Genomic DNA, 17589 nt, shown 5'->3' with positions numbered 1-17589 from the left:
CAGCATGAAAAAAAGAGTACTCATTACCGGTGCCGCAGGCTTTTTAGGCTCACATTTATGCGACAGGTTTATTAAAGAAGGCTATCATGTAATTGGCATGGATAACCTCATAACAGGCGATCTGAAAAATATTGAACACCTTTTTCACCTGGAACAATTTGAGTTTTTTCATCATGATGTATCAAAATTCATTCATATACCCGGTGAGTTGCATTACATTTTACATTTTGCATCACCTGCAAGCCCTATAGATTATTTAAAAATTCCCATACAAACTTTAAAAGTGGGTTCCCTGGGTACGCATAACTGCCTTGGTTTGGCAAAGGCAAAAAATGCAAGGATATTAGTAGCCAGTACAAGCGAAGTTTATGGCGATCCATTGGTGCATCCGCAAAACGAAGATTACTGGGGCAATGTAAACCCCATTGGCCCAAGAGGTGTGTATGATGAAGCAAAACGTTTCCAGGAAGCCATTACAATGGCCTATCATACTTTTCATAATGTAGCAACAAGAATTGTACGCATATTTAATACTTATGGCCCACGCATGAGGCTTAATGATGGGAGGGCTTTGCCCGCATTTATTGGCCAGGCGCTAAGAGGAGAAGATTTAACCGTATTTGGCGATGGTAGCCAAACCCGGAGCTTTTGTTATGTAGACGATTTAATTGAAGGTATTTATAACTTACTTATGAGTGATTATGTGTACCCGGTTAATATTGGTAATCCCGATGAAATATCATTGAAAGATTTTGCCGAAGAAATTATTTTGCTCACCGGTACAAAACAAAAAATTGTGTATAAGCCATTGCCGGTTGACGACCCCAGGCAAAGGCAACCCGATATTAAAAGAGCCAAAGAATTATTGGGATGGTCGCCAAAGGTAAACAGGGCGCAAGGTTTAAAAATTACTTATGATTATTTTAAATCTTTGTCCAAAGAAGAATTGAGTAAACAACCCAAAGAATTTGAAAGCAGGAAATAAACCAATGGTATCCTGAAAGAAAATTCAATAAAAAATTTTAAGTATCCAAATAAATGTACCAGGATTTAATTGAAAAGAACAAAAAGCTGGCAGTAATCGGCCTGGGTTATGTAGGTCTACCTATAGCGTTGGAATTTGCAAAAAAAATCAAAGTTATCGGCTTTGATATTAATGCAGATAGAGTAAAAATGATGCAAAACCGTATTGACCCAAGCCAGGAACTCGAGCCAGAAGCATTTGATAATGCCGAAATAGAATTTACCAATGACCTTGATGTATTGCGCCAGGCAAATTTTTTTATAGTTGCCGTTCCAACACCGGTAGATGATCATAATATCCCCGACCTTGTACCGGTTTTAAAGGCAAGTGAAACCATTGGTAAAGTGATTAAGAAAGGCGATTATGTGGTTTATGAAAGCACAGTGTATCCCGGTTGTACCGAAGAAGATTGCCTTCCTGTAATTGAAAAAATTTCAGGCATAAAAGTTATTAACGATTTTAAAATTGGTTATTCGCCGGAGCGCATCAATCCCGGCGATAAAGAACATACCATCACTTCTATTACAAAAGTAGTAAGCGGATGTGATGCAGAAAGCCTTGATGCTATTGCAAAAGTGTATGAGCTTGTTGTAAAAGCGGGTGTGTATAAAGCATCATCCATAAAAGTGGCAGAAGCAGCAAAAATTATTGAAAATACGCAACGGGATCTCAATATTGCCCTCATGAATGAGCTCTCTATCATTTTTGATAAAATGAATATCAATACTTACGAAGTATTGGAAGCAGCAGGAACCAAGTGGAATTTTCTTAAATTTCAACCCGGCCTTGTAGGTGGCCATTGCATTGGTGTAGACCCGTATTACCTTACTTACAAATCAAAAGAATTGGGCTACGACAGCCAGGTGATTCTGGCAGGCCGGGTAATTAACGATGGAATGGGCGCTTATGTTGCCAAAAAAATATTGCAGCATATTATACAAAACGTATCCGATGTAAAAGATGCCAAAGTGCTGGTAATGGGTGCAACTTTTAAAGAAAACGTAAGTGATATCCGCAACAGTAAAGTAGCAGATGTAGTAAAAGAATTAAAATCTTTTTCATTAAATGTAGATGTTACCGATCCACATGCCAAAAGCCATGAGTTGGAGCATGAATATGGGTTTGGCCTTGTGCCCAATATAGCCAGCGACTATGATGCGGTAATTATTACAGTTCCCCATTCGAAATACAAAGGCCTTGACGAAAAATATTTTAAAGCTATTTCAAAAGATAAAGCCGTAATTGCCGATTTAAAGGGCATTTACAGAAATAAAATTTCGCAAAGGGCTTATTGGAGTTTGTAAAATAATTTTTTAAGCATTGTTTATATGCCTATGCTGTTTCATTCAAAAAATTTATCTGGAGATTCTTTTCTCATAACCGGTGGCGCTGGTTTTATTGGTAGCCATATTGCCGGCTATTTGCTTAAAAACGGCGCTGCTAAAGTGCGTGTGCTGGATAATATGAGTAACGGCTTTGAACACAATCTTAACCTGTTGAAACAATACCCGGCTTTTGAGTTTATAGAAGGAGATATTAGAAATACGGAAACCTGCCAGGCCGCCTGTAAAGGTATTGATTATGTGAGCCACCAGGCAGCATTGGGCTCTGTGCCCCGAAGCATAAAAGAACCGGTATATTTTAACGAGGTAAATGTGGGCGGATTTGTAAATATGCTTAAGGCTTCAGTAGATAATGCAGTAAAGCAATTTGTTTACGCTTCTTCATCTTCTGTTTATGGCGATGAACCCACCTTGCCCAAAATAGAAGAAAAAGTGGGGAGATGCTTGTCGCCTTATGCGGCAACAAAAAAAACAAATGAATTATTTGCCCAGGTTTTTGCTGATGTGTATGGATTAAAATTACTGGGGTTTAGGTATTTCAATATTTTTGGCCCAAGGCAGGATCCAGACGGGTCCTATGCAGCAGTAATTCCATTATTTGTAAAAGGAATATTAAAGCGCAGCCCGGTTTATATTAATGGAGATGGTGAGCAAACCCGGGATTTTACCTTTGTAGAAAATGCAGTGCAAATAAATATTAAAGGAATGCTCACAAGCAATGAGCAGGCGCTAAATAAAGTTTATAATGTTGCCGTGGGCGACAGGTTCTCGGTAAATTATTTATACGAAACATGTAAAAGCCAGTTGAACAGCGATTGGGAAGCCACTTACCGTGAGCCAAGGAGCGGCGATATAAGGCATTCGCAGGCAGATATTTCTTTGGCAACAAAATTATTGGGTTACCAGCCAACTAAAAATTTTGAAGCCGGGTTAATTGAAACTATAAATTATTTCAAATCAATTTATTCAAAATAATTCAAGCAAATGCCGTTTATAGCTACAGGATTACCGGGGTTAATGGTTTTTGAACCAAAGGTTTTTGAAGACAGCCGTGGATATTTTTTTGAAAGTTATAATAGCCAGGTTTGTAAAGATGCGGGTATCTCTATTCAATTTGTGCAGGATAACCAGGCAAAATCTTCTTACGGTGTGGTAAGGGGCTTGCATTACCAGCTATTGCCATATGCCCAAACCAAATTTATACGGGTGCTGCAGGGCACCATACTCGATGCCGTTGTAGATATTAGAAAAAGCTCACCCACATATGCAAAAGTTTTTACTATTGAACTTTCTGCCGAAAATAGAAAGCAATTATTTATTCCAAAAGGCTTTGCCCACGGCTATTCTGTGCTAAGCCCAATGGCTGAAGTGCTTTATAAATGCGATGAATTTTATCATAAAGAATCAGAAGGCGGAATAAATTTAAATGATCCGCATTTGCAAATAGATTGGGGAATTTCGCCGGAGAAACAAGTACTATCTGAAAAAGATAAATTATATCCCGGCATATTTGAGTGTAACAACAATTTTGAATTTGATAAATTTTAAATAGGTTGGGCCATCCACTAAAAATACTGGTTACAGGCGCCAATGGCCAGCTGGGCATGGAGTTAAGGCAATTGGAAAAGTTTTATCCTGGCTTCCGGTTTTTCTTTGCAGGCAAAGAAGAATTATCCATAGCAGATAAAAAAAGTATAGATCAATTTTTTTCTGCTCATTTGCCAAATTACTGTATCAATTGCGCTGCTTATACGGCTGTTGACAAAGCAGAAACTGAAATGGGGCCAGCTTATAACATAAATGCTTTAGCTGTGGGTGTGCTGGCAAAAGCATGCAAAAAATTCCAGGCAAAGTTTTTTCATATTTCTACCGACTATGTATTTGCCGGCAATGGCAGCAGGCCTTATGCTGAAGTAGATGCAACTTCACCCTTAAATTTTTACGGTTATTCCAAACTTCGTGGTGAAGAAAAGGCATTAAAAGAAAATGCTGAAATCATTATCCTCCGCACTTCCTGGGTATATAGTAGTTTCGGAAAAAATTTTGTAAAAACCATGCTACGGCTTATGGCCGAAAAAGAAAGCATTAGCGTTGTTGATGATCAATATGGTTCACCTACTTATGCGGCAGACCTTGCAGGTGCCATAATGCAAATTATTGCAAAGGATAATTTTGTGCCAGGTGTGTACCATTATTGCAACAATGGCATCATTAACTGGCACCAATTTGCAACGGCAATAAAAGAATTTACTCAATCTAACTGTTTGGTAAACGCAATTTCTACTGCTGGTTATCCAACACCTGCAAAAAGGCCCTATTATTCTTCGTTGGAAACGCAAAAATTCCGGCACACTTTTAATATAATAATACCGGACTGGAAAGAAAGTCTAAAAAAATGTTTGGCTATTTTAATAAAACAGGGTAATTGATTTTCTTTTAGAAATAAAAAAAGCTGTTTTTCAACAGCTTCTCTTAATAAAGAATTTTGAACTTTATTTTTTCATCTTCTTTTTTAGGTTCTCATCAATAGTATCTAAAAATTCTTCTGTGTATAAATAATGTTCGCCATGTTTTACTTTATTACCATGGATGCAAATGGCGAGGTCCTTGGTCATTTTACCGCTTTCCACCGTTTCAATACAAACCGTTTCCAGGGCATTAGTAAAATCAATTAGTGGTTGGTTGCCGTCCAGCTTGCCACGAAAAGCAAGCCCCCTTGTCCACGCAAAAATAGAAGCAATAGGATTGGTACTGGTGGGTTTGCCGGCTTCGTGGTCACGAAAATGCCTCGTAACTGTTCCATGTGCAGCTTCGGCTTCCATAATTTTCCCATCGGGGGTTACTAGCACCGAAGTCATAAGGCCTAAAGAGCCAAAGCCCTGTGCAACCGAATCACTTTGCACATCGCCATCGTAATTTTTACAAGCCCACACAAAGTTTCCATTCCATTTTAGAGCGCTGGCAACCATATCATCAATAAGCCTGTGTTCGTAAACAATTTTGGCAGTTTCAAATTGTGGTTTAAATTCTTTTTCGTACACTTCCTGAAAAATATCTTTAAAACGGCCATCATATTTTTTAAGAATGGTATTTTTCGTTGAAAGGTATAAAGGCCATTTTTTGGTTAATGCCATATTAAAACAACTTCTGGCAAAGCCATAAATACTTTCGTCGGTATTGTACATAGATAAGGCAACGCCATCTCCCCTAAAATTATACACTTCAAAAACCTGTGGCTGCCCACCATCTTCGGGTGTAAAAGTCATGCTGAGTTTACCTTTTCCTTTAATTACTGTATCGGTTGCCCTGTACTGGTCGCCAAATGCATGACGGCCAACAATTATTGGCGCCGTCCAGTTGCTTACCAGCCTCGGAACATTTTTCATAACTATGGGTTCACGAAAAACCGTTCCGTCTAAAATATTACGAATAGTGCCATTGGGGCTTTTCCACATGTGTTTCAGGTTAAATTCTTTTACCCTTGCTTCATCCGGTGTAATGGTGGCGCATTTAATACCTACACCACAGGCTTTAATGGCATTAGCGGCATCAATCGTTACCTGGTCTTCGGTTTTGTCCCTGTATTCTATGCCTAAGTCAAAATATTGAATGGGAATTTCCAGGTAGGGTAGTATTAATTTATCTTTTATAAATTTCCATATTATCCTTGTCATTTCATCGCCATCAAGTTCCACTACCGGGTTGTTAACTTTTATTTTACTCATATTGTTTGCAAGTTTAGAATTGTGAATTGTGAATTGTGAATTGTGAATTGTGAATTGTGAATTGTGAATTGTGAATTGTGAATTGTGAATTGTGAATTGTGAATTGTGAATTGTGAATTGTGAATTGTGAATTGTGAATACTAAAAGATACGTAAGTTATATAAATTAACCAGAAACCAGTAATGTTAAACGCAAAACGGGTAAATAGAAAAAATGGTTACAAACCCGAGCTCTTTTTCAACTGTGCATCACCTGTTACTGTTCCCATATTTTCAATTATAGCATTTCCAAATTCTGTTGTTTTTAGTAATGTAGCGCCGGTCATTAAATTATAAAAATCTATGGTTACGGTTTTTCGCATTATAGTGGCTTGCAAAGCAGAGGTAATTAATGCTGCGGCCTCTTTCCAGCCCATATATTCCAGCATCATGCATCCGCTTAATATTACCGATGAAGGGTTCATGCTGTTGGTTCCTGCAAATTTTGGAGCTGTTCCATGTGTAGCTTCAAAAACAGCATAACCTGTTTTATAGTTGATGTTTGCACCCGGCGCAATACCAATGCCACCTACTTCTGCGGCCAATGCATCTGAAATATAATCGCCATTTAAATTAAGCGTTGCCACAACCGAAAAATCTTTTGGGGAAATTAATATTTGTTGCAAAAAATTATCAGCAATAATATCTTTTACCAGCAACCTGCCTTCATGCAGGGCTTTTCTTTGTACTTCATTTGCCTTTTCTTCACCTTGCGATTTTTTTATTTCGTCCCATTCGTCCCAGGTAAATGTTTTATCGCCAAACTCCTGCCTGGCAACTTCATAACCCCACTGTTTAAAAGCGCCTTCGGTAAATTTCATAATATTGCCTTTGTGCACAAGGGTTACACTGGGCAAATGATTTTCTAAAGCATATAAAATTGCAGAACGTACCAATCTTTTGGTGCCTTCGGAAGAAACAGGCTTTACACCATAACCTGAACTGCCTGGGAAGCGGATATTTGTTACACCCATTTCCTCTATCAAAAATTTTTCAAATTTTTTGGCTTCTTCGCTGCCAGCCTTCCATTCAATACCAGCATAAATATCTTCTGTATTTTCCCTGAAAATAGTCATATCTACTTCTTCAGGATGCACAACGGGAGATGGCACACCCTTAAACCATTTTACTGGGCGTACACATGCATAAAGGTCAAGGTCCTGGCGCATGGCTACATTTAGCGATCGGATGCCACCACCAATTGGTGTCGTAAGCGGCCCTTTAATAGAAATAATATAATCCTTCGCAATCTTTAAAGTTTCGGCAGGGAGCCATTCGCCGGTTTGTTTAAAGGCTTTTTCGCCTGCCAGCATTTCTTTCCATTCAATTTTTCTTTCGGCATTATATCCTTTTTCGATTGCATGGTCAAACACTTTTTGGGCTACTTTCCAAATTTCGGGGCCTATGCCATCGCCTTCAATAAAAGGAATGATGGGTTGATGCGGAACATTTAGCTTACCATTAGCACCCATTGTTATTTTTTCTGCCATCTTTAATAGAAATTATTTTTTGAAGCGCTGCAAATGTACAGCACAAACTACAAACAATAAAAACAGCCTTGGAATTCACAAGTTCCTGCCTTTATTTAATGTACAATAAAGCTGGAAATTCAGGCAATATACTATTTGATTTCTATGGAGCAATTCACCCATTCTGCATCAAAATGGGCATTATATTTTTTGTAAAAATCTATGGCAGGCTTATTCCAGTCCAAAACCTGCCAGGTAATTCCCGTATAGTTCTTGTTTTTGGCTACTTTAATAAGTGTATCCATAAGTAATTTACCTATTCCTTTACCCCGCATTTTTTCTGTTACTAAAATATCTTCTAAATACATCCGTTGCCCTTTCCAGGTGCTATAGCGGATATAATATAAAGCAAAACCTGAAATATATTCATTTTCATCAACAGTTGTAAATGTTGCAACATAAGCCCACCAAACAGGCGTAGGCCCAAAGCCTCCTTCAATAAACTGCTCCATACTTACCGTTACTTCATCTGGCGCTTTTTCAAAAAGTGCTAGCTCTTTAATTAATTTCATCATTGCCGGACAATCTGCTTTTGTTGCCGGCCGAATTTTAATATTCATTACAGGTAATGTTTATTTTTGCTTTGAAAAATAATGTAGCATGAAAAATTTACTCTTGCAATATGCAGAATATAATCTTTGGGCCAATAAAAGAATTGCAGATATTTTAAATGAGTTACCGGAAAATATCCTTAATCAGCAATTTCCTTCAAGCTTTAAAAGTATTTTGGAAACAGTGCAGCATTTATGTTTTGCAGAAAATTTATGGTATAAAAGAATTAAAATATCCCCAATAGAAAATATACCGGCAATTTCCCTGGATACAACAATCCAACAGCTTAATTACAGTTGGCTTAATTGTTCTCAATTATGGATAGATTTAATAAAGTACTGCAATGAGAATGAATTACAAAAAAACTTAGATTATACCAGCCTTAAGAGTGAAAAGTTTTGCCAGCCACTCTGGCAGCTTTTACAGCATCTTTTTAATCACCAAACCTATCACCGTGGCCAGTTAATTACACTGTTTCACCTTGCGGGAATCTCAGGGCTCCCTGCAACAGATTTTATTGTTTTTACACGCCAGGATGCTCATATTCAATAAATTTTTCACTAATTACTGAATTTTCTTTCATTTTATTTACCCAATTTTTTTACTATTAAAAATCTTATATCTTTGCATGACCTCTAGGGTGTTTTTTCATGCCCCTTGGTCTTGATTTATAAGGCAATTTTCTTGAATATCAAAATTTATTGGAACTATTTTGAGTTTTGCATTCGGCAATGCTTTAATTAATTGGTTTTTTACAAAATTTGTTTGGGTTGCCAGTGCGAAGCTTTTTATATTTTTTTTATGGCAAAGTATATTTTTGTTACAGGAGGTGTTACATCTTCACTGGGTAAAGGAATTATTGCAGCTTCGCTGGCAAAGTTGTTGCAAAGCCGTGGCTTAAAAGTTACCATTCAAAAATTTGATCCTTATATAAATGTAGATCCAGGAACTTTAAACCCATACGAACATGGCGAATGTTATGTAACCGACGATGGTGCAGAAACCGACCTGGACCTTGGCCATTATGAAAGGTTTTTAAACAGCCCAACCTCACAGGCAAATAATGTTACAACAGGCCGCATTTATCAAACCGTAATTAATAAAGAAAGAGAAGGCGCTTACCTGGGAAAAACCGTTCAGGTAGTACCACATATTACCGACGAAATAAAGCGGCGTATGTTGCTATTGGGCACATCGGGCGAATATGAAATAGTAATTACCGAAATAGGCGGTACGGTAGGCGATATTGAAAGCCTTCCATTTATTGAAGCCGTAAGGCAAATTCAATGGGAGCTTCCAGAGGAAGATTGTCTTGTGGTTCACCTTACACTTATTCCTTACCTTAAAGCGGCAAAAGAATTAAAAACCAAGCCTACACAGCATAGCGTGCGCATGCTTAGCCAGGAGGGCGTACACCCCGATATTATTGTATGCCGTACCGAGCATCCTTTATCGGCAGACATTAAAAGGAAAATTGCGCTTTTTTGCAATGTAAAACCCAATGCAGTAATTGAATCGGCAGATGCCAGCTCCATTTATGAAGTGCCACTAAAAATGCTGGAAGAAGGATTAGATATTATTGCTCTTAAACAGTTGCAATTAAATGGCTATGCTGCGCCAGACCTTGCCCTGTGGCGTGGTTTCCTGGCAAAACTCCACAATCCAAAATCAAAAGTAAAAATTGGGTTAATAGGTAAATACCTGGAACTGCAGGATGCCTATAAATCTATTTTAGAAGCTTTTGTTCACGCCGGCGCCTTAAACCAATGCAAAGTGCAGGTAGTGAATGTACACAGTGAATATATAAACCACAATAATGTTGCAGAAAAATTAAAAGACCTCGATGGCCTTTTAGTAGCACCGGGTTTTGGCAGCAGGGGAGTAGAAGGAAAAATTACTGCTGTAAAATATGCAAGGGAAAACGATTTGCCATTTTTTGGAATTTGCCTGGGAATGCAAATGGCGGTAATTGAATATGCTCGTAATATATTGGGATGGACCGATGCACACAGTACCGAAATGGAAACCGCCACAACTTACCCGGTTATAGATTTAATGGAAGCGCAAAAGCAAATTAAGAACAAAGGTGGTACCATGCGCTTAGGCGCTTACCCTTGCGAAATAGCCCAAAATTCACTGGCAGCTAAGGTTTATGCTGCTACTTCTATTACCGAAAGGCACCGCCACCGTTGGGAATTTAATAATAAATACCTGGCCGATTTTGAAAAAGCAGGTATGATTGCCAGTGGAAAAAATCCGCAAACAGACCTTGTGGAAATTGTAGAAATCCCTGCTCATCCTTTTTTTATAGGTGTTCAATACCACCCCGAATTAAAAAGTACAGTAGAGAAACCACATCCTTTGTTTGTTGGGTTTATAAAAGCCGCAAAAGAATATGCAGCCCAAAAAGAAGATTTGGGATCATCTGTATTAAGTAAAGATTAAAATGCCCGAAGCAAAAAAACTTAAGATGGATGAACTGAACCGCAAAACGGTGCAGGAGTTTAAACAAGCCAATAAAAATCCCGTTATTGCAGTTTTGGAAAATATACGCAGTGCCTATAATGTGGGCAGTGTTTTTAGAACAGCCGATGCATTTTTGCTACAAGCAGTTTATATCATAGGCTATACTTGCAGGCCACCGCATAAAGAAATTAAAAAAACAGCGCTTGGCGCAGAAGATACTGTAACCTGGCATTATTTTAAAACTTCGGCAGAAGCTATTGAACAATTAAAAATAGAGGGTTATAAAGTATATGCTGTGGAGCAGGTAGTTAATAGCCTTAAACTCAACCATATCCGGTTTTCAGAAAATGAAAAAGTTGCCGTGGTTTTTGGCAACGAAGTAAGCGGTGTGGAACAATCTACTATAAGTATTTGTGACGGTTGTTTAGAAATACCGCAAATGGGAATGAAACATTCCCTCAATATTGCAACCGCTGCAGGCGTGGTTTTATGGGAGCTCACAAAGAAATTTGTAAAAGTATAAACGCCTGTTAGTAAAAATATATTTAAAAGGTTTTTGCCCTAAAATATACTTGCCCTTTTTCTCCTATCTTTACAACATGGCAATTTTAAGGTTTAGGATTTATTGGGAAGAAGATGAAAGCGTTTACAGAGATGTAGCGGTAAAGCATACTCAAAATTTTTTAGATTTGCATGATGTTATCTTAAAAAGTTTTGAATTTGACAATAAACACAAAGCCACCTTTTACCGCAGCAACGATGGCTGGCAGTTTGGCCGGGAAATTAGCCTTGAAGAATATGAAAAACCTTATGTTGTTGCCCCGCTTTTAATGGCAGATACCATTATAGGCGATGAAATTAAATCGCCCAATCAAAAATTTGTATACGAATACGACTTTAATAAATACTGGCATTTTAGGGTAGAACTGATACAGGTGGAAAAAGAAGAAAGCCCAAAACTTATTTATCCCTGTTGTGTACGCATCGAAGGTTTAGCGCCTTCTCAATATGGTACCAAGGGCCTGGTAGATAAGCGCCTTGCAGAAATGGAAGAAAAATACGACCTGCAACCCGAAGCCCTCAATGATAATTTTGGCAGCGAAGGCGAAAGCGATGCAGAAACTGAAAGTGATACGGATGAACTTGCCGGCGAAGGAAATGAAAGCAATGACGGATATTAATTGCTGCCGGGTTTTATTTTTCACTATTTTCAAATAAAATATAAACCGGGTATATTATACACCATAATTTTTTCTATTTTTTGAGTTGAAGTATTGCATCATTATTTGCGGCCCAACAGCTATAGGTAAAACGGCGCTTGCCATTGAGTTAGCCAGCCATTTTTTTACTGAAATTATTTCTGCCGACAGCCGCCAATGTTATAAAGAACTGGATATAGGCGTAGCCAAGCCCACCGGTGAGCAACTTAATAATGTTCAGCATTATTTTATCAATTCTCATTCTATTTTTGACCAGGTAACTGCTGCCGGTTTTGAGCAATACGCAATGGCAGCTGCAGAAAAAATTTTTCTTAAAAATAATGTGGCCATTATGGTGGGTGGCACCGGCTTGTATATACGGGCCTTTACGCATGGCATGGATGAAATTCCGCCTATCAATAACGAAACCAGGAAAAAAATTTTGGCTCTCTATTCAGATAAGGGAATAAATTGGCTTTTGAATGAAATTAAAATACAAGACCCGGCGTACTATTTATCTGGGGAGATAAATAACCCACAACGCTCCCTGCGTGCCCTTGAAGTAAAATTGTCCACAGGAAAATCTATTTTGGACTTTCAATCCGGCATAATAAAAAACCGAAATTTTCAATGTATAAAAATTGGTTTGCAAATGAACAGGCCCTTGCTTTATTCCCGTATCAATAACAGGGTAGATGAAATGATAAAGCAAGGGCTTGAAGATGAAGCAAGGGCTTTATATGCCTACAAGAATTTAAATGCCCTGCAAACGGTAGGTTACCAGGAATTTTTTGAATATTTTGATGGAAAAATTTCCAAAAACCGTGCCGTTGAATTAATTAAACAGCATACAAGAAATTATGCCAAGAGGCAAATTACCTGGTTTAAAAAAGAGCCTCAAATACAATTTTGCAACCCTTCTGCTCAAGAAATAATTGCATTGCTGCAGGAGCAAATAAAATATTAAAATTTTTTATTTTAAGTAGTTTAAAACGGCAAAACAGGCTATTCGGCTTAAAAAGTATTATTTCTTCAATATTTTCGGGCATCTTGGCAGAAATCTTTGAAATTGTGGCAATGGCATTTTTTTTGAAAGCCACTTACTATTCATTAAACATTCTAAATATTATATGGACACAACTATGCAAAAGGGAAACATAAGGGTTCAAACGGAAAATATTTTTCCCATAATAAAAAAATTTTTATACAGCGAACATGATATTTTTATACGGGAACTGGTAAGTAATGCCGTAGATGCTTCGCAAAAACTTAAAACATTATCATCAATTGGCGAAGTAAAAGGCGACCTTGGCGACCTGCGGATTGATGTTAAAATTGATGCAGAGAAAAAAACGGTAACTATTTCCGACAACGGGATTGGTATGACGGCCGAAGAAGTAGATAAATACCTCAACCAGGTAGCGTTTAGCAGCGCCGAAGAATTTTTGGAAAAATATAAGGGCCAAAGCGAAGCCAATATTATTGGACATTTTGGGCTGGGCTTTTACAGTGCATTTATGGTGAGCGAAAAGGTAGAAGTATTCACAAAATCATTTAAAGAAAATGCTGCAGCCGTAAGATGGGAGTGTGATGGCAGCCCGGAATATACCATTGAAGAAACCGAAAAAAACGAAAGGGGAACTTCTATTGTAATGCATTTAAACGAAGACAGCAAAGAATTTTTAGATGCTTATAAAGTGAAACAAACCCTGGATAGATTTTGTAAATTTTTGCCGGTTCCTGTTTTTTTTGAAGACAAGCAAATTAACAATACCGCCCCGGCATGGATAAAAAAGCCCGCTGAATTAAAAAAGGAAGATTACGAAAATTTTTATAAAGAGCTTTATCCATTTAGTGAAACGCCTTTGTTTTGGATACATCTCAATGTAGATTATCCGTTTAACCTCACCGGTATTTTGTATTTCCCAAAAATTAAGCAGAATTTCGAAATCCAAAAAGATAAAATACAGTTGTACAGCAACCAGGTTTTTGTAACCGATGAAGTAAAAGATATTGTACCTGAGTTTTTGATGTTGCTGCATGGTGTTATAGACAGTCCGGATATTCCATTAAATGTGAGCCGTAGCTATTTGCAGGGCGACCCCAATGTGAAAAAAATAAATGCACACATTACCAAAAAAGTTGCCGATAAGCTGGAAGAAATTTTTAATAGAGAAAGAAATTCTTTTGAAGAAAAATGGGAAAGCCTGGGCTTATTTGTAAAATATGGTATGATGACGGATGATAAATTTCTTGAAAAAGCCAGCAAGTTTTTTATTATGCAGGATACATCCGGAAAATTTTATACCATGGATGAATATAAAGTTGCAACAGAAACACAGCAAAAAAACAAAGAAGGCAAGCATGTGATTTTATACAGCACCAACCCCATACAACAGGATGCTTATATACAACAGGCCAATGCAAAAGGCTATCTTGTAATAAAAATGGAAACCCTGGTGGATGCAGCATTTATTAATAGTATGGAAATAAAATGGAGCGATGTAGTTTTTACCCGTGTAGATGCTGATATTGCAGACAACCTGGTAGATAAAATTGATGCAGCCGAAAGTGTTTTAAGCAAAGACGATGCTGAAAAACTAAAAAAACTTTTTGAACAGCCCGGCGAAAACCTGCATTTACAGGTAGAAGTAAAAGGCCTAAACCCCGAAACGCCGCCGGTAATCGCAACAAGACCCGAGCAAATGCGCCGCATGAAAGATATGGCGGCTTTAGGTGGTGGGATGGCAGCATTTTATGCGCAAATGCCCGATGAAGTGAACCTTACAATAAATGGCAACCATGGAATTTTTAAAAATATCCTTTTGGAAACAGATATTGTAAAGCAGGAAAAACTGGTAAAAAATCTTGCAGACCTGGCCTTGCTCTCCCAGGGATTATTGAATGGTAAAAACCTCACCGATTTTATTAGCAGGAGCGTGGACTTAATGGAACATAAATAATACAGAAAGCAATAAATTAAGTAGCCGGTTAATTTTAACCGGCTTTATTTTTATTGAAAAACTACAGCGTGAATGCTTGAGTCAAAATTCAAAAAATTTCTTCAGCATAATCAAAATCATAAATGCCTTTATTAAATAACTATCCTTTCCATACAACCCGGCATATCTTCTGTAATGTAAAAATTATGATATTCATACACATCCGTAATTTTTTCCATTTTTTAAGTACAAATAAAATGTCCATAAAATTGCGGCTGTTTTCCTCAACAAAGCGAAAGCCTATTTGAAAACAGGTACATCTATTGCAAAACCCTTTATAGAGTTCAAGTTACTTGATACCATCCTGCAGGAACTTGCAGAATGCAATATGTAGTTTTGCAAAAAATTTTTTCTTGGCTTACAGGCATTGTACATCCTGCATAAGAAAATCAGCCATATCCACATCCAGTTTCTAAAAAAATGGATTTTGGCATCCAGTTAGGCTTACAGCTTTTTGCGAACGGATGGATATTTAAATGGAAGCCCGGGTTGCATAGCGGCTTTTGTTTTATATTGATTGGCTAAAGTAAATTTAGCGTATAAATTATTTTCTTTAGCCTGTGGGAAAAATAATTATCGCTTGGGTAAAAGGAGATAATACCCGCCTAATTTTCCTGCTTTGCAACAATCGCTTTTTTAATTTTTTCCCAAAGCCCGTCAAATGCCTGGTGGTTTTCATCTTTCCATTTTTGGCTGTAAGCTTTTATTTTTTCTACTTTATCTTTTTGGGTAATGGTAAAAAAAATGTTTATGGTTTCTTTATTGTTTTCAAAAGCCATTTGATTATAATATTCTTTTAATTGCTGCTCCTGTTTTATATTGCCCCTGGCTACTTCTCTTTCCATTTCTTCCCTAAGCGTCACTTTTTCATCGTAGCTGCCCACGGGCAATATGGTTTTTGCAATTACCGGCATAAGTTCTATAAGCATAAGGATGCATACAATAAGGTAATAGCGCATTTGCAGTGCATTGTTATTCTTAATGAGGTTATTTAATGCCTCAATACGGGTAAGGAACCCATCATTAAAATAGCCTGCAAATACAGCCTCTTCGGCAATTATTGCATTATTTATTTTTTTAACAGTGGCATCTGAACTATCAATTTTAGGTAAAATATTTTTTGCCATGAGCTGGTATTCGGCATCTAGTTTTTCATATTCTGCTTTTTTTGCCAAAGCAATATCTTTAATACCCACTTTACCGGTTCCGCCGCTTCCATCCGATTCGGCAAGGAAATTTTCCCTGGCCTTTTGTACTTCATCATATTTTTGGGTCAAAGTTTGTTGCAACGAATTTTTTTGAGTTTGCAATGTTGCTAATTGATAGGCATATAGCGTATCCAACTCATGGCGCTTACTAATTTTCTTTTGTTCATTATCAAGCGAAGTTTGCAATTTTATTTCTTTATTGAACATATAAAGTATGGCGGGCTGTGCCATAAAAAAACCAATGGTAAGCGCCATCAACCCACGAAATAGGAGTGGAAGAAATTTATGTTTATTGGTTTTGGTGATCCCTTTTATGAGTGTGCGATCTATAGTGAGTATGATAAAACCCATAAAAAAACCCAGGAATATAGAAATGGTAAATGAAGAAACAACGATACTGAAAAAATATGCCCAGGCAAGAGTGGCAAAAAGCCAGGTGGCGAGTACGCTCATCCCAATAATTTTATAGCGGTTACGGTCAATTTCAGCGTCAATGAGTATTTCTTTTTCTGCGGTGGAAAGCCACCATAAAAATTCGGTGAATAAGGATGGTGTATAACTCTCCCTTTGGGTAAGTGCAATATTTTTTTCCATTAATTTAAAAATTAGTTGTTACAGGTAAATGTCTGCAATAGGAGAGTTGAGTATGAAGCAAATGCAAAATAATATCTTTTCTATACCTTAATACCTCAATTTTGTATATTTAATATAAATAAACAATAAATTAACAGATTGACGGGAACAAGGTTTAAACCTGGGTTCTGCAAATTCATCAAATGCTTATCTTTGCCCACTTTTTAAATGGTTTTAAATTGATATTTTTACATTATGAAGAAATTTAACTTATGCCTGACACTTATTTTTTCCTTGTTTTTGGGTACGCAAGCACAATCTTCAAAAGGCTTGGGCAGCAACGACCCGGAAGCCAAAAAAGTATTGGATGATGTAAGTTCAAAATTCAGAACGTATAAAACCGTACAGGCAAAGTTTGTGCTTAAAGTAGAAAATGGATCGGGCAAAAGCATGGGCGCAAAATCGGGCTCTGTTTTTATGAAAGGTTCAAAATACAGGGTAAGCCTTCCCGACCAGGAGATATTTTCCGATGGCTCCAATGTTTGGACTTTTAGTAAAGAGGATAATGAAGTTACCATTACTAAAATTGATCCTTCATCCGGCTCATTAACCCCTCAAAAATTATTTACTAATTTTTACGATAAAGATTTTTTGTATAAACTAAATGGCGTGGCAACCCTAAACGGTAAAAAAATGAAAGAAGTGGAATTAACACCTGTAGATAAAACCAAGCCTTTTTTTAAAGTTTTACTGTATGTAGATAAAAGCGCAATAAACACTACAAAAATATTTGAAAAAAATGGTAGTCGCTATACATATAGTACAAGCAGCTTTAAGCCCAATGTGGTAATTGCAGATGCAACATTTGTTTTTGATGCCAAAAAATATCCCGGAGTGGAAGTGATAGATTTAAGATAGTAATTTAGTGAA

At 37.3% G+C, this 17589-nt stretch carries 16 protein-coding genes; 12 read left to right on the top strand and 4 right to left on the bottom strand.

Going from position 1 to position 17589, the window contains the following annotated elements:
• The first annotated feature begins 4 nt into the window (after positions 1–4).
• The 5 genes from IPO46_03105 to rfbD are packed head-to-tail and all read left to right on the top strand — an operon-like array spanning position 5 to position 4796.
• Positions 5–985, top strand: coding sequence for an SDR family oxidoreductase (locus IPO46_03105; protein QQS63602.1), 981 nt, complete (start codon positions 5–7; stop codon positions 983–985).
• Between the two features lie 53 nt (positions 986–1038).
• Positions 1039–2328: a nucleotide sugar dehydrogenase gene (locus IPO46_03100; protein QQS63601.1), complete on the top strand. Its 1290-nt coding sequence runs from the start codon at positions 1039–1041 to the stop codon at positions 2326–2328.
• 24 nt (positions 2329–2352) lie between these two features.
• Entirely contained in the window at positions 2353–3342 is a 990-nt protein-coding gene (locus tag IPO46_03095; GenBank protein ID QQS63600.1) for an SDR family oxidoreductase, read from the top strand.
• A gap of 9 nt (positions 3343–3351) precedes the next feature.
• Positions 3352–3915: a dTDP-4-dehydrorhamnose 3,5-epimerase gene (rfbC, locus tag IPO46_03090; protein QQS63599.1), complete on the top strand. Its 564-nt coding sequence runs from the start codon at positions 3352–3354 to the stop codon at positions 3913–3915.
• Between the two features lie 5 nt (positions 3916–3920).
• Positions 3921–4796 carry a dTDP-4-dehydrorhamnose reductase gene (gene rfbD, locus IPO46_03085; GenBank protein ID QQS63598.1) on the top strand — a complete coding sequence of 292 codons (876 nt, stop codon included), beginning with the start codon at positions 3921–3923 and terminating at the stop codon, positions 4794–4796.
• A gap of 63 nt (positions 4797–4859) precedes the next feature.
• Here rfbD and IPO46_03080 read toward each other — a convergent pair whose 3' ends face one another.
• The 3 genes from IPO46_03080 to IPO46_03070 form a co-directional block, all read right to left on the bottom strand.
• Positions 4860–6092: an isocitrate dehydrogenase (NADP(+)) gene (locus IPO46_03080; GenBank protein ID QQS63597.1), complete on the bottom strand. Its 1233-nt coding sequence runs from the start codon at positions 6090–6092 to the stop codon at positions 4860–4862.
• Positions 6093–6309: 217 nt separating this feature from the next.
• On the bottom strand, positions 6310–7620 hold the full coding sequence (gene icd, locus IPO46_03075) for an NADP-dependent isocitrate dehydrogenase (GenBank protein QQS63596.1): 1311 nt from the start codon (positions 7618–7620) through the stop codon (positions 6310–6312).
• Positions 7621–7751: 131 nt separating this feature from the next.
• Positions 7752–8219, bottom strand: a complete 468-nt coding sequence (locus tag IPO46_03070) for a GNAT family N-acetyltransferase (GenBank protein QQS63595.1) — start codon at positions 8217–8219, stop codon at positions 7752–7754.
• A gap of 40 nt (positions 8220–8259) precedes the next feature.
• Between IPO46_03070 and IPO46_03065 the strand changes: the two genes are divergently transcribed.
• The 6 genes from IPO46_03065 to htpG all read left to right on the top strand — a co-directional run bounded on the left by IPO46_03065 (position 8260) and on the right by htpG (position 14839).
• The gene (locus tag IPO46_03065; protein ID QQS63594.1) at positions 8260–8763 is read left to right on the top strand and encodes a DinB family protein; all 504 of its coding nucleotides are present in this window, start codon (positions 8260–8262) and stop codon (positions 8761–8763) included.
• 249 nt (positions 8764–9012) lie between these two features.
• Positions 9013–10656, top strand: a complete 1644-nt coding sequence (locus tag IPO46_03060) for a CTP synthase (GenBank protein QQS63593.1) — start codon at positions 9013–9015, stop codon at positions 10654–10656.
• A gap of 25 nt (positions 10657–10681) precedes the next feature.
• Positions 10682–11200 (top strand): RNA methyltransferase, encoded by a 519-nt coding sequence (locus tag IPO46_03055; GenBank protein ID QQS64306.1) that lies wholly within the window; start codon positions 10682–10684, stop codon positions 11198–11200.
• Between the two features lie 76 nt (positions 11201–11276).
• Complete coding sequence (locus IPO46_03050) at positions 11277–11858, top strand: hypothetical protein (GenBank protein ID QQS63592.1); 582 nt, start codon at positions 11277–11279, stop codon at positions 11856–11858.
• An 85-nt stretch (positions 11859–11943) separates the two neighbouring features.
• A complete protein-coding gene (miaA, locus tag IPO46_03045) occupies positions 11944–12843 on the top strand; it encodes a tRNA (adenosine(37)-N6)-dimethylallyltransferase MiaA (GenBank protein ID QQS63591.1) in 900 nt (299 codons plus the stop codon).
• Between the two features lie 175 nt (positions 12844–13018).
• Positions 13019–14839: a molecular chaperone HtpG gene (gene htpG, locus IPO46_03040; GenBank protein QQS64305.1), complete on the top strand. Its 1821-nt coding sequence runs from the start codon at positions 13019–13021 to the stop codon at positions 14837–14839.
• Positions 14840–15483: 644 nt separating this feature from the next.
• Here the strand turns inward: htpG and IPO46_03035 are convergent.
• Positions 15484–16680: a DUF4407 domain-containing protein gene (locus IPO46_03035; GenBank protein QQS63590.1), complete on the bottom strand. Its 1197-nt coding sequence runs from the start codon at positions 16678–16680 to the stop codon at positions 15484–15486.
• A gap of 234 nt (positions 16681–16914) precedes the next feature.
• Between IPO46_03035 and IPO46_03030 the strand changes: the two genes are divergently transcribed.
• A complete protein-coding gene (locus tag IPO46_03030; GenBank protein ID QQS63589.1) occupies positions 16915–17577 on the top strand; it encodes an outer membrane lipoprotein carrier protein LolA in 663 nt (220 codons plus the stop codon).
• The last annotated feature ends 12 nt before the right edge of the window (positions 17578–17589 follow it).

The sequence above is a fragment of the Chitinophagaceae bacterium genome, assembly GCA_016699815.1.
GTDB lineage: Bacteria > Bacteroidota > Bacteroidia > Chitinophagales > Chitinophagaceae > Ferruginibacter.
This window is presented reverse-complemented; position numbering and strand designations above follow the sequence as displayed.